This is a genomic window from Granulicella sp. 5B5 (assembly GCF_014083945.1).
In the GTDB taxonomy this organism is placed as follows: domain Bacteria; phylum Acidobacteriota; class Terriglobia; order Terriglobales; family Acidobacteriaceae; genus Granulicella.
The window spans coordinates 2468763-2489614 of sequence record NZ_CP046444.1; the positions used below are offsets into that span (position 1 = coordinate 2468763).

Annotated in this window: 16 protein-coding genes; 10 read left to right on the forward strand and 6 right to left on the reverse strand. The window is 61.6% G+C overall.

Annotation, left to right across the window (positions count from 1 at the left end):
* The first annotated feature begins 38 nt into the window (after positions 1–38).
* Positions 39–335: a type II toxin-antitoxin system VapB family antitoxin gene (locus GOB94_RS10350; protein ID WP_182275850.1), complete on the forward strand. Its 297-nt coding sequence runs from the start codon at positions 39–41 to the stop codon at positions 333–335.
* Positions 332–739 carry a PIN domain nuclease gene (locus tag GOB94_RS10355; RefSeq protein WP_182275851.1) on the forward strand — a complete coding sequence of 136 codons (408 nt, stop codon included), beginning with the start codon at positions 332–334 and terminating at the stop codon, positions 737–739. The genes GOB94_RS10350 and GOB94_RS10355 overlap by 4 nt, the downstream gene beginning before the upstream one ends.
* Positions 740–754: 15 nt before the next feature.
* Here the strand turns inward: GOB94_RS10355 and pyrR are convergent, their stop codons facing one another.
* The 4 genes from pyrR to GOB94_RS10375 all read right to left on the reverse strand — a co-directional run bounded on the left by pyrR (position 755) and on the right by GOB94_RS10375 (position 4528).
* Positions 755–1351, reverse strand: a complete 597-nt coding sequence (gene pyrR, locus GOB94_RS10360) for a bifunctional pyr operon transcriptional regulator/uracil phosphoribosyltransferase PyrR (RefSeq protein ID WP_182275852.1) — start codon at positions 1349–1351, stop codon at positions 755–757.
* A 26-nt stretch (positions 1352–1377) separates the two neighbouring features.
* Positions 1378–2112 (reverse strand): hypothetical protein, encoded by a 735-nt coding sequence (locus GOB94_RS10365; RefSeq protein WP_182275853.1) that lies wholly within the window; start codon positions 2110–2112, stop codon positions 1378–1380.
* A gap of 103 nt (positions 2113–2215) precedes the next feature.
* Complete coding sequence (locus GOB94_RS10370) at positions 2216–2881, reverse strand: hypothetical protein (RefSeq protein ID WP_182275854.1); 666 nt, start codon at positions 2879–2881, stop codon at positions 2216–2218.
* A 150-nt stretch (positions 2882–3031) separates the two neighbouring features.
* A complete protein-coding gene (locus tag GOB94_RS10375) occupies positions 3032–4528 on the reverse strand; it encodes a tannase/feruloyl esterase family alpha/beta hydrolase (RefSeq protein WP_182275855.1) in 1497 nt (498 codons plus the stop codon).
* Between the two features lie 229 nt (positions 4529–4757).
* Here GOB94_RS10375 and tkt point away from each other — a divergent pair, with 229 nt between their 5' ends.
* The 8 genes from tkt (at position 4758) to GOB94_RS10415 (ending at position 17585) form a co-directional block, all read left to right on the forward strand.
* Positions 4758–6752, forward strand: a complete 1995-nt coding sequence (tkt, locus tag GOB94_RS10380; protein ID WP_182275856.1) for a transketolase — start codon at positions 4758–4760, stop codon at positions 6750–6752.
* A gap of 129 nt (positions 6753–6881) precedes the next feature.
* Complete coding sequence (rpiA, locus tag GOB94_RS10385) at positions 6882–7565, forward strand: ribose-5-phosphate isomerase RpiA (protein ID WP_182275857.1); 684 nt, start codon at positions 6882–6884, stop codon at positions 7563–7565.
* Between the two features lie 44 nt (positions 7566–7609).
* Positions 7610–8476, forward strand: coding sequence for an oxidoreductase (locus GOB94_RS10390; RefSeq protein WP_182275858.1), 867 nt, complete (start codon positions 7610–7612; stop codon positions 8474–8476).
* Between the two features lie 205 nt (positions 8477–8681).
* Entirely contained in the window at positions 8682–9587 is a 906-nt protein-coding gene (gnd, locus tag GOB94_RS10395; RefSeq protein ID WP_182275859.1) for a phosphogluconate dehydrogenase (NAD(+)-dependent, decarboxylating), read from the forward strand.
* A gap of 38 nt (positions 9588–9625) precedes the next feature.
* Positions 9626–11152, forward strand: coding sequence for a glucose-6-phosphate dehydrogenase (gene zwf / locus GOB94_RS10400; RefSeq protein WP_182275860.1), 1527 nt, complete (start codon positions 9626–9628; stop codon positions 11150–11152).
* A gap of 105 nt (positions 11153–11257) precedes the next feature.
* Entirely contained in the window at positions 11258–12073 is an 816-nt protein-coding gene (gene pgl, locus GOB94_RS10405; protein ID WP_182275861.1) for a 6-phosphogluconolactonase, read from the forward strand.
* Positions 12074–12242: 169 nt separating this feature from the next.
* Positions 12243–13274, forward strand: a complete 1032-nt coding sequence (glk, locus tag GOB94_RS10410) for a glucokinase (protein WP_182275862.1) — start codon at positions 12243–12245, stop codon at positions 13272–13274.
* A 498-nt stretch (positions 13275–13772) separates the two neighbouring features.
* Positions 13773–17585: a TonB-dependent receptor gene (locus GOB94_RS10415; RefSeq protein WP_182275863.1), complete on the forward strand. Its 3813-nt coding sequence runs from the start codon at positions 13773–13775 to the stop codon at positions 17583–17585.
* Between the two features lie 132 nt (positions 17586–17717).
* On the opposite strand, the gene GOB94_RS10420 is transcribed toward GOB94_RS10415, so the two are convergent.
* Positions 17718–18038, reverse strand: a complete 321-nt coding sequence (locus tag GOB94_RS10420) for a hypothetical protein (protein ID WP_182275864.1) — start codon at positions 18036–18038, stop codon at positions 17718–17720.
* Positions 18039–18127: 89 nt separating this feature from the next.
* A complete protein-coding gene (locus tag GOB94_RS10425) occupies positions 18128–20821 on the reverse strand; it encodes a ComEC/Rec2 family competence protein (protein WP_182275865.1) in 2694 nt (897 codons plus the stop codon).
* Between the last annotated feature and the right edge of the window lie 31 nt (positions 20822–20852).

The following is a 20852-nucleotide window of genomic DNA, read 5'->3' on the forward strand; positions in this document are numbered from 1 at the left end:
TACACATCGAATATGAGATTCTTACACACGAGGCTGCGATGCGGACAAATATCGACATTGATGACAAGTTGATGAAGCAAGCGATGAAGGAAAGCGGCGCGAAGACCAAAAAGGCGGCGGTGGAGGCCGGACTGGCGCTGCTGGTGAAGAGCCACGCCCAGCAGGAAATACGGAAGCTGTTCGGCAAGCTCGAGTTGGACGCCGATTATGACTACAAAGCGATGCGTACTAGCGACAAATGGAACGGGTCTTCGCTGACCTGGGATGAGGACGCCGCTCTGCCGCGTCCGGCAGAACGTGGAACGAAGCGAGGAACCCGAAAGAAGGCCGCGTGACCATCGTCGAAACGACGGTCTGGGTCGATTTGCTGCGAGGAACCAACAATGAGCACACCGAGTGGATGAAACAGAACCTCGGCGATCCCAACCTCAGCCTGACCGACCTGACTCTATGCGAGGTGCTACAAGGGCTACGGCTTGACACGCTTCATCGAGAGGCGCGTCGGATGCTCTTGAAATTTGGCGTTCACTCGACGGGCGGAGCAGAGCTTGCGCTGGCTGCGTCGGACAACTTTAGATTCTTGAGAAAGCGCGGGATCACGGTTCGCAAGACAATCGACTGCCTGATCGCAACCTACTGTATTCGCGAAGGGCACGTGCTGTTGCACCACGATCGTGACTACGATCCCTTTGAGGAGCACCTGGGACTGCGTGTGATCCATCCAGCGCGGTCCAGTTAGCAGTCGAGTTGGGCTTCAGTCGGCCAGCTCCACCAAAATCACCTGCTCATCACCGTCGATCTCGCGCAGCTTGACCTCGATGATCTCGCGGCGGCTGGTGGGGACGGTGCGGCCGATGAAGCGGGCTTCAATCGGCAGCTCGCGGTGGCCGCGGTCGATCAGTACCAGCAGCTGCACGCTCTTGGGGCGGCCATGGTCGAACAGTGCATCGAGCGCGGCGCGGATCGTGCGGCCCGTGTAGAGCACGTCGTCCATCAGGATGATGTCGCGGCCGTTGACGTCGAAGCCGATCTCACCCTTCTCGACGACCGGGCGCGTGTCGCGCGTGGTGAGGTCGTCGCGGTAGAAGCTGATGTCGAGCACGCCGGTCTGCACGGGCTGCTTCTCGATCGCCTCAATGAGCTTCCCGATACGGTTGGCCAGCGGCACGCCGCGACGCTTGATGCCGACCAGGCCGATGTTGGAAGCGCCGTTGTTGCGCTCGACGATCTCGTGCGCCAGGCGGACGAGGGTGCGCTCGATCTCGGAGGCGGAGAGCAGTCGGCCCTTCTCGCGGAGACGGGGTTTGGCGGTGGTCTCGGGGGTGGCGGGGGTGCTGGCGGTGTCGCTCATGTTGACACGATGATAGCAGCGCGGGGTTAACGCGCGATACGCGCCCGCGAGCGGAGCAGCCCGGCGAACGCCCCGGCCAGCAGGGTGTACACGGAGTACAGCACTACCAGCATCAGCGTGCCCGCCAGCAGCAGCCCGGCGCGGTACTCCGGAATGTTGAACAGGGCGATATAGGCCTTGTAGTCGGCTGGCTGCTGGGCCGCGAGCTGTTGAATGATCGGAGACTGCGCCGTTGCCGCCTGCAGCAGTTGGTGGTCGAGCTCCGCTCCCTGGTGCAGGGCAAAGCGCGCGACGAGGGTGCTGAGGGTGTTGACGATCATCCCTGCAACGCCGATGGCCAGCCCGGTCAGCAGGCCGAAGCGTGCACCGAAGCGTGCCGTGATGCGGCTGGAGGGGTTCCGCGCGGCATAGATGCCGAGCAAAACGATAGGAGCGCCAAGCGTCCATAGGAAGGCCAGCAGTCCGAGCGGTGGAAACGCGAGTGTGATGAGCATCAGCACGGCGAAGAGTGCCGCGCTGAGGGCGATGAGCTGCAGCGCCTGCGGCCACAGGATGCCGCTGGGGTCGGAGACCGGCTCCAGCGGAAGGTTGTCGGCGGCGTCGGGCGGGATTACAGCGGCGTCTCTCTGCTGCTCGAACTGCTCGCGCAGCTCCTCAGAGAGGATCACCTGCGGCGCACCGCAGTGAGGACAGTACAGAAGCTCGCCGGTGACCTCGGTAGGGAGGTCGCCATGGCAGCGGGGACAGAGACGAACGGGCACAGATTGAAGGTAGCAGAGGCGAGGGTCTACGGGATGGAGGATAGAGGACCGGGAAGGGAAGGCCCGCTCTATCCTCCATCCCCTGTTCACTATGCCCTATCTCTTACTCGATGCTCTTGCTGTCGTGGTTGCCCAGGTGCGAGGGCAGGTCGAGTGAGACGAGGCCGATCTTGGTACCGCCGTCCTTGGGCTCGACGCCGACGATATGCTGGTGCTGCTGCGACCCGGCGCGGAGCTCCAGGCTACCCGAGTTCTGGTCGCCGCTGGTGATGGCGAAGCCCTTGTGGCCGTGGTCGCCGGTGCTGATGTGGGTCCCGTTGTCATCGCAGCCGAGGCCCTGGCTGGTGCGGACAGGCATGCCGACGGTCTTACTGCCTTTGCATGTAATCACGTCGCCGTAACGCTTGCCGAGGTCCTTGCGGTAGAAGGCAATCACCTTGTCGGACGAGTCGGAGGTCTGGAAGGTAGCGGCCTTCACGCCGAGGTGAAAGTCGCCGAAGCTAAGGTTTACGTCGGCGTTATTGCCATCGCCGTCCTTGTCGTCACTGTCCTTCACCGGAACGGCACCGGGGTAGGCGCTCAGGCCAATCGCAGTGGTATCGCTCGAGTTATTGGTATTGACCTTCATGCCGCCGAAGGGTGTGCTGATATCGACGTTCTTCTTGTCGCCATGGTCATCGGTGGTGACGCGGCAGCCGCTGAACAGCAGGCAGGCCAGAGAGGCGCCTGCGAGAGATGCGGTGGCGAGAGTGCGAGGGGTAAGAGACATTCCATCCTCCGGAGATTCATGTGCTGACAGTGGAAGGATACGTCGCGGCGACGTAGGTGGTTCCCAAAAAACATAGAGGGAACTGACAAAGGACCGAAATGTGCATCTCGGAGCGATATATGTTCATGAAGACGTTAGGGCTACACTTGCCTATCGAGCGGGGCCGCAGCTGAAGTTTGCAGCCTCGTCGATACTGCCCGAGCCCTTGTAGCGGGCAATCAGCGGATACGGGCACAGCGGCCGCGTGCGGTCGACCTTGCCATTCGCGCGATGCGAGGCGACGATGCTCTCCGGTGCCTTGCCCTGCTCCACCCAAGCCTCCATCACGGAGATCTTGTCGAAGGTGTCCGGCCCTTCACCGCCCGAGCAGTGTCCCATGCCGGGCTCCATGAACAGCCGCACCCACGCAGCCGACTTCGCCGGATCGCCGCTGTCGGCAACGGCATCCTTATAAAACTCAACCGTCGACCCCGGAGCCACCTGCTGATCGGCCCAGCCGTGGTACAGCAGCAGCTTGCCGTGCCGGGCGAACGCCGCAAGATGCGGATCCATCTCGTCCACGTCCTTATCGATCGCATTGGCTTTCGTAGCATCGCGGTCGAGGTCGAAGCTGCGCCAATTCCAGTTGGCATCGTGATAGACGACGTAACGAAACTGGTCGTAGAACAGCTCTGCCGGCTCCGGACCGCCCGCCAACCGCGCCCAGCGCAGCTCGGTGCCCGGCTCAAGCCGCGGAAAGTAGACGATGCCGGTCTTCCCCGTCGCCGGACTGATGAGCGTCTGCGCGCTCTGCACCTGCCGCGGCGTCAGGCAATCCGGCCCATCGCCGTCTTTGCAGGTAAGCGCGGCGAAGTGCGGATGGCAGCTCTCGGGGTCTTCGATCAAGCCATCCTGCAGTCCGTCGTTGGCATCACATGCCGCGAGCACGGCCTGATGGATCATCGGGTACTTCGCAGGCGGAATATACGCCTCGGGATCTTTGAAGGTCTCGTTCGCCAGCCACAGCGCCCAGGCATTGCGGCGCACATTGGCGGGATCACCCGCGATAATGCCATCGAACTCATCCGGATATCGAGCCGCCTGAATCAACCCTTCACGCCCGCCACCGGAGCAGCCATCCCAGTACGAGTAGCGCGGTGCGGAGCCGTAGAAGGCTTTCACCAATGCTTTGGCCTCCATCGTCATCTCGTGTTCGGCGCGATAGGCAAAGTCAATGAACTTTTCAGGATGGCCGGCGATAAAGCTCGCGCTCGAGCCCCTATGCCCGTCGTCGGTAGCGCTGGCGGTATACCCCCGACGCAGCGCGTCCGCCAGCGCACCGTAAGCGATGGAGCCACCCCATCCGCCGCTGCCAACAGCAAGGTACTTCCCATTCCAATGGGTGGCCGGCATCCAGACCTCGGTTCCAATAACAGAGTCAGCCGTAGGAGTGAGCGTCGCAACCACGCGACAGAACGCCGGCAGGTTCGCTATCGCCTTGCCACTGCCGGGTGCTGTAAACGTCCCTGCCCCAACCAGGGTGGCCGCGGAGATACTGATGTGCGGCGACGCTGGCTTGGCGAGCCTCTCGCATGGCTGCGCGGCATGCGCGGTAGTTGCAGAGACGGCAAGAAGCGCCACAACAGGTAAAAACCCTCGGAGAGCCATGGACGAAACTATAGCCGACTCCAAATGCAGGACAGTTGTGGCCTTCCTCCAGCCCTGCGGCAGCGATTGATTCCTGCTACGAACTTTCATACAGTTTTGTATAACGCCTGATCTGCGGTTGACTGGCAAAGACCGGCGGCACGAGTACACTAGTTGGAGCGCTCGAAGCGACATCTCCAGGTGCACGGAGTGAACGTGCCCGCCCGCAACACCATATAGAGGACAGGTAATGAGTGATCCGCAGCAAGACGCCCTAGACCAACTTTCGATCAACACACTCCGTTTGCTCGCCGTCGACCAGGTGCAGAAGGCCAACAGTGGCCATCCCGGAGCGCCGCTGGGTTGCGCGCCAATTGCGTACCTCCTGTTCCACAAGCTGATGAAGTTCAATCCGGCCGACCCGGCCTGGAGCGACCGCGACCGCTTCGTGCTCTCCAACGGCCACGCCTCCGCGTTGCTCTACGGCGCTCTGCACCTCACCGGCTACGATCTGCCGATGAGCCAGCTGGAGCAGTTCCGCCAGTGGGGTTCGCACACCGCCGGTCACCCTGAAGTGGGTGAAACTCCGGGCGTCGAAGTCACCACCGGCCCGCTCGGACAGGGCTTTGCCATGGCCGTGGGTCTTGCCATCGCGGAGAAGCACCTCGCCGCCGTCTACAACCACGAGAACCACACCCCGGTCGACCATCATACCTACGTCCTCTGCGGCGACGGTGACCTGATGGAAGGCATCTCGCACGAGTCCGCGTCGCTCGCGGGAACGCTTGAGCTGGGTAAGCTCATCGTTCTCTACGACGACAACCTCATCTCCCTCGACGGCCCCACCGAGCTCAGCTATACCGAGGATGTGACCAAGCGCTTTGAGGCCTACCACTGGCAGGTGCTCCACATCGCCGATGGTAACGACCTCGTCGCCATCGAGAATGCCATCAAGGAAGCCAAGGCGGAGACGAAGAAGCCCACGCTGATCCGCGTTCGCACGGTCATCGGCTACGGTTCGCCCAAGGCCGGCACCAACAAGGTGCACGGCGAGGCGCTCGGGGCAGAGGCTGTCAAGGCCACCAAGAAGAACTTCGGCTTCCCTGAGGACAAGAGCTTCTACGTGCCTGAAGAGGCCGGCAAGAACTGGCTGCAGGCCAAGGACAAGGGTGCCAAGGCGCAGGCCGAGTGGAACGAAAAGTTCGCGGCCTACAAGAAGGCTTACCCCACGCTCGGCGAGCAGTACGAGCGCACCTTCGCCGGCAAGTTGAGCGACGCCGTTGCCAAAGCCATCCCCGTCTTCCCGACCGAAAAGCCCGTGGCCACGCGTAACGCGGGCCAGGTGGTGCTCAATGCCGTCGCCAGCGTGGTGCCGGAACTCTTCGGCGGCGCGGCTGATCTCACCGCTTCCACCAAGACCATCTTCAAGGACTCGCCTAGCTTCCACGTCGACCCTGTCGGCCGCAACGTCTTCTTCGGCGTGCGCGAGTTCGGCATGATGGCAGCGGTGAACGGCATGGCGGAGCACGGCGGCCTCATCCCGTTCGGCTCCACGTTCTTCACTTTCAGCGACTACTGCCGTTCGGCCCTTCGCATGGGCGCGCTGCAGCACAGCCACTCGCTCTACATCTTCACGCACGACTCCGTTGGCCTGGGCGAAGACGGTCCCACGCACCAGCCGGTTGAGCACCTGATGTCGTTGCGCGTCATCCCGCAGCTCACCGACTTCCGCCCCGCGGACGCGAACGAGACGGCTGCCGTCTGGGAGCTTGCCCTGGAGCGCAAGAGCGCCAGCTTTATGGCTCTCAGCCGCCAGGATCTTCCTGTCCTCGATGCCGAAAAGTACAAGGTGCGCGACGGTGTCCGCAAGGGCGCTTATGTTCTCGAGGCCTTCGGCGAGGACATCGTCCTCGTCGCGACCGGTTCCGAGGTCGAGGTCATCATGAAGGCCGCGCTGGAGTTGAAGGACGCGGGCATCAACGCGACCGTCGTCTCCATGCCCAGCTTCAAGATCTTCGAGGAGCAGAGCGAAGAGTACAAGATGTCGATCTTCCCGCACGGCGTGCCGAAGATCTCCGTCGAAGCCGGCGCCACGATGGGCTGGTGGAAGTACATCGGCCGCGAGGGTGTCGCCATTGGCATCGACAAGTTCGGCGCGTCTGCACCGGGCCCCATCGTGATGGAGCACTATGGTATCTCGGTCTCCAACGTTGTCGATCACGCAAAGAAGCTGGTCAAGAAGTAAAGCAGGCAGATACGAGACACAAGATGCGAGATGCGAACCGCGCCAACAGCGGTTTCATCTCGCATCTTGCGTCTGTGGAAGCAAAATCTCATATCTCGCATCTAGAATCTCGTATCTGAGGACGTACTCATGACACAGGACGAAGCAAAGGCACTGGTCGGCAAACGCGCCGCGCAGATGGTTGAGAATGGCATGGCCGTCGGCCTGGGCACAGGTTCCACATCGCGGATGTTTATCCAGGCACTCGGCGCGCGTGTGCAGAACGAAGGACTGAAGATCCGCTGCGTGGCCTCCAGCGACGCCAGTACGGAGCTGGGCCGCTCGCTCGGCATGGAGGTCGTCACGCTCAACGAGCTGCCGGAGCTCGACCTCTACATCGACGGCGCGGACGAGGTCGCCCCCGGCCTCGCGCTCATCAAGGGCGGCGGTGCGGCGCTGCTGCGCGAGAAAATCGTCGCCAGCGCAGCAAAGCAGTTCGTCGTCGTCGTTGACTCCACCAAGATCGTTCCTCATCTCGGCAAGTTTCCGCTGCCCGTCGAGGTCATCAAGATGGCGTTACCGCTGGTCGAGCGCCGCCTCGCCGATCTAGGCCTCAACCCCAAGCTGCGCATGCTCAAGGACGGCAGTGGCCCGCTGCTCACCGACGAACACAACTACATCCTGGACTGCCACTGCGGAGTGATCGAAGACCCCGAGGTCACAGCAGCCGAAATCCGCAGCATTGTAGGCGTTGTGGAGCATGGCTTGTTCCTCGGCATGGCAAGCCTGGCGCTGGTGGCCGGCGATGACGGCGTGCAGGAACTGCACAGCTAGCGGAGCTTTGCATCGTCGAGGCACTTTCGGGCGTCTCATCCTGTATGGCGACTCCTCTTTCGACATCGCAGGCAGGCAAGGTTTGGTTTATCACCGGAGCTTCGGTTGGGTTTGGGCGTGATCTTGCAGAGCTTTTGCTCTCGCAAGGCGCGCGCGTGGTGGCAACGGCACGGCGCATCGAACTGCTCGATCCGTTGGTAAAGCAGTATCCGGAGACGGCGTTGGCGCTCGGTCTCGATGTCACCAAGCCCGAGCAGGTAGATGCTGCCGTGGCTGCGGCAACGCAGCGTTTCGGCAACATCGACGTGCTGGTCAACAACGCCGGCTATGGCATGGTGGGCGCTATCGAGGAGTCCGACGAGCGCGAGTTCCGCCCGATGTTTGAGACCAACGTCTTCGGCCTCATCCGCCTGACGCAGGCCGTGTTGCCGCAGATGCGCGCGCGCAAGGCCGGCACCATCGTGAATCTGTCGTCGATTGGCGGGTTGGTGGGCACGCCGGGCTTCGGCATGTACAACGCAACGAAGTTTGCCGTCGAAGGCCTCAGCGAGGCGCTCGCACAGGAGGTCAAGCCGCTCGGCATCCACGTCATCATTGTGGAACCCGGCCCGTTCCGCACCGATTTTCTCGCGCGCGGCGAGATGCCCGCCGCCAAACACATCGCCGACTACGACCAGACCGCCGGAAAAATGCGCGAGTATGCCGAAAAGCAGAACGGCATCCAACCCGGCGACCCGAAGAAGGCTGTCGCGGCCATCGCGCAGGCCGTCGAAAGCCCCAATCCGCCACTGCGTCTATTGCTGGGCGCTGTAACGATCCCGCGGCTGCAGGCCAAGGTCGACGCGCTTCTCAAGGACGTATCTGACTGGAAGGACACCACAACGGGCGCGGATTTTCCCGCAGGTACATAAGCAGAAGGCGGCTCATGTGGGCCGCCATTTCTTCGGGACCTGCGACTTAAGTCTGGTCCCTGCCGCCCCGGGCTAAGGCGATTCATTAACACGTTTACGTGCCATTGACAGTGATTCGGATTACTCTCTAAGAGGCGTCATTTCTCCCACCCGTACCCTGTGCCTGGGAGACACCTCACTCAAAGCTTTGGAAGAAGGACAGATCATGGAACTCGGTATCATCGGACTCGGCAAGATGGGCGGCAACATGGCGGAGCGCCTGCGACTCGCAGGGCATCGCGTGATTGGATATGACTTCAATGCAGACGCCGTCAAGAAGTTGACGGATGCCGGTTCGGTGGGCGTGCACTCACTCAAGGAGCTGGATGAGGCCTTCACGGGCCGCCGCGCGGTGTGGATCATGGTGCCCGCGGGCGATCCTGTGGACCAGACGATTGCCGGGCTGAAGCCGTACATGAAGCCGGGCGACATCTTCATCGACGGCGGCAACTCGAACTACAAGGACACGCAACGCCGCCACGATGAGCTGAAGAAAGAAGGTTTTGAATTCGTCGACGTAGGCACGTCGGGCGGCATCTGGGGCATCACCGAGGGCTACTCGATGATGATCGGCGGCGACAAGGAGCCGGTCGAGTACCTCACGCCGATCTTTGAGGCGCTCGCGCCCGCAGCGCATGAAGGCTGGGGCCACACGGGCCCGAGCGGCGCCGGCCACTTCGTCAAGATGATCCACAACGGCATCGAGTACGGCATCATGCAGGCCTACGCGGAAGGTTTCTCGATCATGCGCGCGAAGACGCCGCTGGACCTGGACCTCGTGCAGATCTCCGAGATCTGGCGGTACGGTTCGGTGGTGCGTTCGTGGCTGCTTGACCTCACCGCCGACGCTCTCAAGAAGAACCCCACGCTCGAAGGCCTCGAGGCCTATGTGCCGGACTCCGGTGAGGGCCGCTGGACGGTCTTCGAGGCGATCGACCTCAACGTCTCTGCTTCCGTCATCACCGAAGCGCTGATCCGCCGCCTGCGCTCGCGCGAAGAGAACAACTTCACCGACCGTATGCTGAGCGTCATGCGTAACGAGTTCGGCGGCCATGCAGTGAAGAAGAGCTAGCAGTAGACAACAGGGACCAGATAACGCAAGGAGTTTGTATGGCTGACGAAGTGCATGTTGCCCAGACGGGTGTTGGCAAGAAGCAGGAGCGGATTCCCGATCCATGTATCGTGGTGATCTTTGGAGCATCGGGCGATCTCACCAAGCGCAAGCTGCTGCCCGCGCTGTTCCATCTGGAGCAGCAGGGCCTGCTGCCGGAGAAGTTTTCGGTGGTCGGCGTGGCGCGCCGCGATATCTCCGCGACGTTTGCCGCCGACATGCAGGACGGCATCGAGAAGTTCGGTGGCGTGGACGCGAGCGACCCGAAACTGAAGGGCTTCATGGAGCGCGTGGAGTACTTCGCGACCAACTTCGATGACGATGCCGGGTACGCAAAGCTGAAGGATTTTCTGGCCGGCATCGACCAGAAGAACGGTACCAAGGGCAACCGCCTGTTCTATCTCGCGGTAGCGCCGGAGTACTTTGCGGATATCACGCAGCGGCTCTCGAAGCAGGGCATGACCAATCCCGAGGCGCCGTCGTGGGCCCACGTCATCATCGAGAAGCCCTTCGGCACCGACCTCGACTCCGCGCGCAAGCTGAACGACGAGATCAACGCCGTGCTGAAGGAAGAGCAGATCTTCCGCATCGACCACTACCTCGGCAAGGAGACGGTGCAGAACATCCTCGTCTTCCGCTTCGCCAACGCGCTCTTTGAGCCCATCTGGAATCGCAACTACATCGACCACGTCGAGATCACGGCAGCCGAGTCCATCGGCATCGAAGGCCGCGGCCCGTTCTACGAGCAGGCCGGCGCGCTGCGCGATGTGCTGCAGAACCACGTCATGGAAGTGTTGAGCTTCGTCGCGATGGAGCCGCCTGACAGCTTCGACGCGTCTTCCGTCCGTACGGAGAAGCTGAAGGTCTGGCGCGCCATCGAGCCGATCCCCGTGGAAGACACCGTGCGCGGCCAGTACGGTCCCGGCAAGGTCGGTGATGAGCAGGCCATCGGATACCGTCAGGAAGACCGCGTCAATCCGGAGTCCACCACGGAAACCTATGCGGCGATGAAGTTGCAGATCGAAAACTGGCGCTGGGCCGGTGTGCCGATATACATCCGTGCCGGCAAGCGTTTGGCCAAGCGCGTGACGGAGGTGACGGTGATCTTCAAGCAGCCACCTCTGCACCTCTTCAAGTCCAACGATCCCAATGTGACGGTTGAGCCGAACGTGCTCAAGCTGCGCATCCAGCCGGATGAAGGCATCATGCTGACCTTCGGTGCGAAGGTTCCGGGGCCCACGACCAACGTGAAGCCCGTGGTCATGGACTTCAGCTATGCGGACAGCTTCGGCAAGAGCTCGGCCAACGGCTATGAGCGTCTGCTGCTCGACGCGATGCTCGGCGACGGCACGCTGTTCGCGCACCGCGACGGCGTGGAGGCCACCTGGGCGCTGATGACCCCGATCCTGGAAGCCTGGGCGAAGAACCCGCCGACGGACTTCCCGAACTACCCTGCCGGCAGCTGGGGTCCTGAGGCCGCCGACGCGCTGCTGCGCAAGGATGGGCGCAAGTGGCACAAGCTGTAACGGCACGAAACACACGTTAGGCAAAAGGGGAGTAGCGGAGGACTGCTGCTCCCTTTTCTTGCTAGAGTCGGAAGACGCAAATTGCATAAAGGAGTTGGGCTGCGTATGGCGAAGCCGGTGACGGTCACGTATGAGGTGTGGGCGAAGAAGGAAGAGACGGCGATGGCCATGGCTCGACTGTTTGCGCGCAAGGTAGAAGAGGCAGCGGCAAAGCGCGGTGTGGCGCGTATAGCGGTCTCCGGCGGCTCCACGCCGCAGGAGAGCTTCAACCTGCTGGCCGACCCGGCCGGCCCGTTCGCGACGACTGTGCCGTGGGACAAGCTGCAGCTCTACTGGGTCGACGAGCGTTGCGTCGCGCCCGAGCACCCTGAGTCGAACTACGGCGTCTGCCGCGAGCTGCTGCTGAACAAGGTGCCGCTGCCCGCGGCAAACGTGCATCGCATGGAAGGCGAGCTGGACCCGGAAGAGGCCGCAGCGCGCTACGAGACCGTGCTGCGCAACACCATGAAGCTCGAAGGCGCGGAGTCGCCGGCGTTCGATCTGCTGCTGCTGGGCATGGGCCCTGACGGCCACACGGCGTCGCTATTTCCGCATACCGAAGGGCTTGAGGTCATCAACCGCCTGGTCATTGCCAACCATGTGCCGCAGAAGGACACCTGGCGCATCTCGCTCACGGCCCCGGTCATCAATCAGGCCAGCGAGGTGGTCTTCGCCATTGAAGGTGAGGGCAAGGCCGACGTGCTGGCCGCTGTGCTCACGGGCCCGCGCAATCCTGAGGAACTGCCCTCACAACTGATCCGTCCCTCGAATGGTAAGCTTCTCTTTCTTCTGGATGAGGCCGCCGCGGCGAAGCTCCCGGCGGCCAACGATATATTTGCCAGCGAAGACGGTAGCCGCAAGGTTGGGACCCTGGAGATTTAGTAGCACAAGGGGTAGTGAGTTACGAAGAAAAACGTTTATCTTCTATTTTGCACCGCTCTCTGTTCCGATTAGGCAGGAAAGGCAGTGAGTCTGGAGTAACGCCGCAATGGATGTAGGGTCTGTGTCTTCTCTGCTCCTATCGCGTACTCCTGACTCCGAATGAAAAACGATGATTCTGGCAGGCGATGTAGGCGGTACAAAGGTCCATCTGGCGCTGTACAACTTTGTGGGCGGCAAACTGGTGGCCGTGCGCGAGCACAAGTTTCCTGCGCACGAGTACGGTTCGCTCGACGAGGTCGTCAAGGCGTTTCAGGCGCAGGGCGGCAAGGACGAGCCGCCGATCTTCGCGGCGTGCTTCGGCTGCCCCGGACCGGTGCGCGACGGCCGGCTTAAGCTGACCAACCTTCCCTGGACCCTCGATACGCGCGAGCTTGTCAAGTCGCTCGGCATCGAGCACATCTTCCTCATCAACGACCTGGAAGCCAACGGCTACGGCGTCCCGGAACTCGCGCCGGAGAAGATCTTCACCCTGCACGAAGGCGATGCGAAGGGCGTGGGCCACCGCGGCCTGGTCTCCGCCGGCACCGGGCTGGGCGAGGCGCTGCTCATCTGGGATGCCAAATCGAAGACACATCTGCCGCTACCCTCCGAGGGCGGCCACAGCGACTTCGCGGCAAGAAACGATCGCGAGATCGCTTTGCTGGAGTACCTGCGCCGTACTCTGAACGGCCGTGTGAGCCATGAGCGCGTCGTCTCCGGCCTCGGCATCAAGAACATCTACGCGTTTCTGCGCGACGACGTAAAGTTGGAGGAGCCCGCGTGGCTGGCCGCGCGCATGGCCACCGAAGATCCCAATGCGGTCATCGGGCAGTGCGGAGAGGACGGCTCCAGCGAGATCTGCGCCGAAGCACTCCGCATCTTTGTCTCGGCCTACGGAGCTGAGGCCGGCAACGTAGCCCTGAAGGTGCTCGCCATGGGAGGCATCTATCTGGGCGGGGGCATCGCGCCAAAGATTCTGAAGACGATGCAAAATGGCGAGTTCACCCGGGCATTCCTCGATAAAGGGCGGCTCTCCCCCTTGCTGGAAGCGATACCTGTACGTGTCATCCTTGATGACACCTGTGCATTATTGGGCGCGGCGGCGTATGCAGAAGCACGAGCAGCAGAGCTATCAGGCCGATCAGAACGGGCGGGATCGTAAACGTCCATTCGTGGGGAACGCCTTTAAAAAGGTGGAATTCGACTACGTCGAGTTCCCGATTGATATATTTTCCGGGTTCCCTGTGGCTTACCACACCATAGGTTGACAGCCATATTTTGCGCCCTGGCTACCGCCGCGGCTGCAACCGTCCTTCCCTTCGACTGGCACCTCGCCCATCGCCAAGCTGGAGGACTCGCTGGCCAATGCCGTGAACGTCTGTGTGACCTCGGGCAGCGCGGCGTCCCTTAGCGGTCTGACAGCAAAATTGAAACCCATTGGGCCGTATCGATGTCCGAATGCGGGAAATCGCAAGGATATCGGTCGTGCAGCGGTGTGCATCCCCCGATCCCTCCTGTTTGACTGCCAGTAATTGTGACTTGACATGTATTACAGGGAGCGGTGATAGTGTTTGGCGCAGCAAAATCGCGCACGATCACGCTCCGGTTATGGCCGGCGGTGGAGATGCAAGTACCCTGTATGGCCTTTTGAGGAGTCCAAGTGAGCAACCATCTTTTTCCCAAGCTTTCCCCGGTGCCGCAGGCGCTGGCGCGGCCTCTCGCCGCCGTTGTTGTCTTCTTCTGCCTGTTACTGGCCGGCACCGCCGCCCACGCGCAGCTCAGCGGCAAGGGCGCCGTCAGTGGAACCGTCATGGACCCCACAGGCGCGTCCATTCCCGGAGCCACCATTGCCGCCACTAACACGGCAAACGGTGTGGTGACTACGACCACCAGCACCTCGGCTGGAGACTACGCGATCAACACCCTCGACGCCGGCATCTACACGATCACCGTCACCGCCAACGGCTTCGAGAAGCTCTCGCAGAAGGATGTCCACGTCAACGCGCTTGAGACGCAGACCTTCAATCCGAAGATGACCATCGGCAGTACCGACCAGGAAGTCACTGTCACCACGCTGCCTCCGCAGCTCGAGACCACCAACGCGACCCTCGGTGCCACCATGGAGAACGAGATGTACTCCGCGCTGCCGATCGAGATGGGCGCCTACGGCCAGGCTGATCAGCGCCGCGCTACCGACTTCGCCTACCTGATGCCTGGCGTGCAGGGTAATGAGACCAACGGCAACGCCACCACCAACGCTGGCGTCGTCAATGGCTCCGGCTCCCGTGGCGCTGTCTCCGACGTTTACATTGACGGTGTGGCTTTCGTCCGCGCCGGCGGCAACGGCGACCCGCGCTTCGTTTGGACGGCCATCTCCGTCGACGCAGTCGACCAGTTCCAGGTGCAGACCAGCGGCTACTCGGCCATCTACGAGGGCCAGGGCATCCAGAACTACACCGTCAAGGCTGGCGCCAACAAGTATCACGCCAGCGTGTACGAGTTCTTCCGCAATACCGTGCTCGACACCTGGGGCTGGAACAAGGGCGCCACCAAGCCCATCGAGAACTCTAACGAGTACGGCATCAATCTCAGCGGTCCGCTAGTCCCCTTCGGCAAGTGGAAAGAGAAGCTCTTCTTCTTCGGCAACTACAACGGCTTCCGCTACGCCAGTGAGACACCGACGACGATTACCTTTCCCACGGTAGCGCAGCAGGGCGGCGATTTCAGTGCTGTCGGTTACAACATCTACGATCCCAACACGCAAACTGCCTGCACCGCGAACAGCACCAATGGTCCCTGCCGTTATCAGTATGGCTACATGGCCGGTGGCACAACTGGACCGGCTGGCAATCCTGTCCGTAACCCGGCGGCGGCGGTCAATGTCATTCCGGCCAGCGAGTTCTGGAACGTTGCTTTGAACAGCCAGAAGTTCCTGCCCACGCTCAATAGCCAGAATGTCCAGGGTAATTTCATTGCCCCCAACAAGACTGGCCTGGTGAACTGGTCGACGACGGATCGTATCGACTACGTCATTTCGCCGAAGGACACGCTGACGATGATCGGTGCCGTCGGCCGTCAGGCCAGCTCGAACCCCGTGTATCAGACGACACCGGGGCGCAACGTTGGCCCCTTGCCGTACAACTACTCGCAGGCCTATGCGCCGAAGACTGCTGTAGGCATTATTGAAGAGAACCATACATTTACCGATCGCCTGGTTAATCAGTTGAAGTACGGCTATGCCCGCTACAACGGTCCGACCTTCGAATCGAACAATGAGCCGGTGTATTCGGCAACCTCGCTGGGCCTCTCGAACCTTCCCTCAGGCCCGGCTTCCACGGCTTTCCCCATCGTGGACTTCAGTTCGTCCATCAACTCGCCGGTCAACAACTCTCCCACCTGGTGGGGTGGTACCACGCCGAACCTCACGCTGGCGGAAAACTACACGTTAGTCGACAACCTTCAGTGGGTGAAAGGCAAGCATACGCTCACCTTTGGCGGACAGATTGCCTGGTTGCTCTACAACGTGGTCAACGCCACCGGTGGCACCACGCCTCTCACGCTCTCCAACTCCGTAACGGAAACCGCGGCAATCACGCCTTCCAGCAACACCAGCCCGAAGTACGCAGTCACGTCTGGCACTGGTATTTCCTACGCCAGCTACCTTATCGGTCAGGTGGATAAGGCGAGCTTCACACAGTATCTGCAGCAGGAGTACGGCACGCGCTTCCGCCCCATCTCGCCCTACGTGCAGGACAACTGGAAGGTATCTTCGAAGCTCACGCTCGACCTTGGCCTCCGTTGGGACTACTTCCCCTCGCTGCGCGAAGTGCACGATGCGGGAAGTTTCTTCAACCCCAACCTCGCAAATCCCATCACTGGCTCCAATGGAGCTCTGCAGTTCACCGGCAATGGCGCCGGTACCTGCAACTGCGACACGCCAGTCCAGAAGTGGTACAAGAACTTCGGCCCGCGCATCGGCCTCGCGTATCAAATCGATCCGAAAACTGTAATCCGTGCCAGCTATGGCCTCATGTTCACGCACGGCAATGGCGTCGGCGGCCTCACCACCAGCCTGGGCACACTGGGCTTTTCGGCCGCACCGAGCTTCTCCGCCAGCGGGACGCTGCTGAGTACCACGGGCTTCGGCGGTGCCAACGGAGCATTGCCTAACTACACCGGCGCTGCGGGCGTCGCCTCCGGTCCGCAATATGGCACCGGCTACACCACCATCACTGGATACACGGGCACTCCTTCCAGCATGGGCTATGCCGATCCTTACCTCGGCAGCCGCGCTCCGGAGTACAGCAACTGGAGCTTCGGCTTCCAGCACCAGTGGACGAACACCATCGCTTCGACCATCAGTTATGTTGGATCGGAAGGCCACTTCGAGCAGGAAGACAGCGCCAATGCCCGCGGCCTGTACTCCAATCAGCTCAATCCGTCGTATCTCTCCCTCAACTCCAAGCTCAGCTCGCTTGCAACCTCGGCGAACTGCGCTGCCGCTGGAGTTACCTGCCCGGCAAACTTCACTACGTCGCAATCCATCGCGACAGCTCTCAAGCCCTTCCCCTTCCAGAGCGTGACCGATACCTTCGGCGACGTTGCAAACTCCAGCTATCATGCTCTGCAGGCTTCGCTGAACATGCGTCCCACGCATGGCGATACCTTCATGATCAACTACACCTGGTCGCACGCGATTGACGATGGCGGCACCTTCCGCACCGGTTATGCTATCCCGGCCGGAACGCTAGCCAATGAGCCGGGAGCAACCTACAAAGCCGACCGCATCGAGCGCAGCTCATCAACCACCAACCAGCCGCAGCATCTGGTCGTCACCAATGTGTGGGACCTGCCCTTCGGCAAGTCCATTGCCAACAACAATGCAGTCGAGCGTGCAGTGCTGGGAGGCTTCCACTTCTCGCAGATCTTCCAAGCGTTCTCCGGTTCTCCGTTGGCGATTACTGGTTCTTCCTGCCAGACCAATCCTGCGCAGGTGCAGTGCTACGCGAATTACAACCCAAGCTTTGTAGGTTCAGCCCGCCAGAATGGTGCCTGGGGCAAGAAGACCCTCTCCGGCTCACCAACGGCGGTCAGCTACATCACTCCCAGCGCCGGTACGCAGGGTGCGGAGACCGGGCCGTTTATCAACCCGTCCCTCCTGGCAGCTACCACGGCCTATCCGAACGGCGACCCGCATGCTCCGCTGTACACGTTCTCCAACGGCGCTCGTACGGCTCCCTACCAGCTGTATGGCCCTGGCAACTACCAGCTTGACCTCGCACTGGTGCGCAGCTTCCCGCTGCACTTCCACAATGCTGTCCTGAACTTCCGTTCGGAGTACTACAACGTCACCAACAAGACGTTCTTCGCTGTGGCTAGCACGCAGCTCGGCAACTCGAGCTTCGGCACCGCCACAGTGAGCCCCAACTACAACCGCAGGGCCGCTCAGTTCTCCGCGCGCCTCTCCTTCTAAGGCATCTCATCTCCAAAACAGCGATGCCGCCTCAAGGGGCGGCATCGCTGTTTAAGAGTGCAGCTCCCTTGTTGGGGATACGGCGCTAACTTCAATTGGCTGCGGATCTTACCCCCAAAACCGGGGGGGGGGCTACATGATCCGGAACCGCTCCCGCATCAGCCGCTGGAAGCGTGGCCGCCAGATCAGGTCATAGGCCAGCTCCTTGCCCGGAAACATCGCCAGCGCCGCCGCGCGGCTGTCCGCGATCATCTGCGAAGCATCGTCGATCGTGAGCGAGACATCCTGCGAGATCGTCTGCATCACCAGGTTCATCATCATCTGCAGGCGGCGAATGAGCTTGGCCTCCTCAAGCTCTTCGACAGACTTTAGCCGGCCTTTGGGGACTTGTGGCGGGTTGGGAGTGAGATCGTCGGAACAGGGTTGCGCAGCAGGCGATGAAGGCTTATCCATGGGTCTCCTTGCAAAGGAAATTGGCAAAACGCGGAGGTTGATCCGCGCGTTGGAGAGAGCATCCCGTACAAGCTCAGCTTGCGTGCATTCTAGTCCGGGGGGGCTGCGGAAAACGCGGTGATGTGCCCATCGTGGGTCAGCAGAAACGTCTCCGCACCATGACGATCGGTGCGATACGTCTTCACATGGGCATCTTCCAGGCGCTCCAGCACCTCGGCACGCGGATGCCCAAATGTGTTGTGCCGCCCAACACTGATCACGGCCTCCTGCGGCTTGATAGCGTTAAGGAACTCCTGATAGGTGGATGTCTTGCTGCCATGGTGGCCCACTTTCAGCAGAGTCACCGGCGCAAGACGATGGTTGGTCAGCATATCGTCCTCGCTGGCAACCTGCGCATCGCCTTCGAGCTGCACACTGGCGCGCCCATAGTCGATACGCAACACCAGCGAGTCGTCGTTCGAGGGCACCCCCGGATTCCTGTAGGCAGCTTCAGGCGCGAGCACAGAGATCTGCGTCCCGCCCCACGGCATCGCATCGCCCGCATGTAGGTGCCGGACAGCGATATGCAACTGCGCAGCCTGCGCCAGCAAAGCCCGGAAGCTCGGCGAGTCACCCGGGTCGATACTCAGCCACAACTCGCGTGGACGAAGGTCATGCAGCACAGCAGGCATGCCGCCCATATGGTCCGAGTGCGCATGCGTCAGCACGATAACGTCGAGTCGGCGAATCCGGCGAGACCAGAGATAAGGAGCAACCACCTGTTCGCCAATGTCCCAACCAGATGCTGTGCTGGTGGGCCGCCCGGTAGGCCCGCCAGCGTCAATGAGCATGGTGCTTCCAGTGGGAGAGACCGCGAGCAGCGAGTCTCCCTGTCCAACATCGAGCGCCGTGATCTCAAGCATGTCCGGATGCAGCAGCGGCGCCGCCGGATAGGCGACGACGGCTGGGACAAACAACACAAGCAGCGAACCTGCAAGAACAAGAGCACGCCTGCGCTCAAACAGAAGGAAGCAAGAGAGTGCGATGAGCACCCCGGCGATAGCGATGCCCGATGCAGGAGGTGCGGGCATGCGCAGATCAGCGAGCGGAGCGCGCTGCAGGTGCATCACGGTGAAGCGCATGATGTGTAGCAGCAGTGCGGTAGCGGCCGCGGGAAGTATCGCGAGCCACGAGCTGATCAGCGAAGCGCAGAACATCAATACGGCGGCACAAAGCAGGGCCGCAAGCAAAGGGATATTCAGCAGATTGAGTGGCAACGCAAAGAGTGTCGCGCGATGAAAGTAGATGGCCATCGGGAGAACGAGACAGAGCTCAGCGGCGAGGCTGACGACGAAGGCTTCAAGAAGGTAGAAGATGAGCCGCAGCGCCCACACCGGAAGTTGGCGAAAGTGGTGCCCCAGCAGCGAACCGCAGAGCGTACAGGCCATGCGGACCCCGACGCGGAACTGCGCGAGCTGCGGGTGGATGAAGGCGTCGATGGCGAAGACGTGCAGGAGCTTGAGAGAGCGGACGTAGGGCGCGATGGTGCGTTGGAGGATAGGCGAAGCGATGCCCGCAATTGCGACGATGACAAGGAAGGTCATCTGAAAGCTGGCCGCAGCCAAAGCGCGAGGGTCGAGTGCCAGGACGATTGTGGCAGCGAAGCCCAGCGCGTTGAGCGCATTGGCTTGTCGGTCGAGCCAAAGCGAGATGAGGTAAATGGAAGTCATCAACAGCGCGCGCTGTGCGGGGACTCCAAAGCCTGTGAGCAGGGCATAAGTGGCAGTCAGCAGGATCGCGATAAGGACAGCGGGGCCTTCACCGAGGCGGAGCCGGCGTAGCAGCCAGAAGAGCGCCGTCGCAAGCAGAGCGATGTGAAGGCCGGAGACGACGAAGAGATGAAAGGTGCCGGTGCGCTGAAAGGCATCGCGCAGATCGGAGGAGAGCAGTGTGCGGTTGCCGAAGAGCATGGCGCTGAGCATGGCCGAGTCTTCACGATTGAGTCGCAGCGAAACAGGCAACGTTGCATTGGCGCGTGATGTTAGAAAATGGTCGAGACGATCGGCAGCCCATGTTTGCACAGCGTAGAGGCGACACCGCAGCGTTGGGGCTGCATTCGTCAACTGCGTGACACGCGATGATTTCGCTGTCGCCGTCAGGTCGATGCCCTCGGTGCGGAGTTGACTGGCGTAGGAAAAGGCGCCGGCATCACGATACGTGTCGGGCACCCGAAGCCGGAGCGGCACCTCGACCCCTTCGCCGCAGCGCAACGGAAGCGGAGAGCCCGTCAGCAAAACGCGCACCCCTCCGTTGAGTGGGCGCATCGTGTCGACATCCGGTGTCATGTCCTCGACGGCCGAGATATCGAGATCGATAGACTGAGTTGGCGGTTGCGTATCGACCTCCCATCCGCCAGGTTCGATCTGCCAGGGCTGGAGCTGTGGTTCGTCCGCATCGGCGGTTCGCGGCGGCAGCAGCCGGATGCTGACGATGTGACCGCGGACATTCCGGTTCACACCGTCAGCATAGGTAAGCAGCACAGGGTGTTCTGTAATGGGCGGCTCAATCTGAGTGCACCAGCAGCCAACGACAGCCCACAGCGCCAGTGCCGGAACGATAGCGATGCTAGGTGCTCGCACAAGGGCGACGGCGCTGAGAACGACTAGCAAAGCCGCCGCTAACACCAGTAGACGCGTTGGTTGCCAGTGCTGCGCCAGCAGAATGCCTGCAGCGAAGCACAATGCCGCAGCCAGCATGGGGATGCGCCGCAGCCGCAGAGGCTCCACGGCCGGGGGATGGTTCATCCAATGGCTTGCAGCGCCGACTGCCTGCATG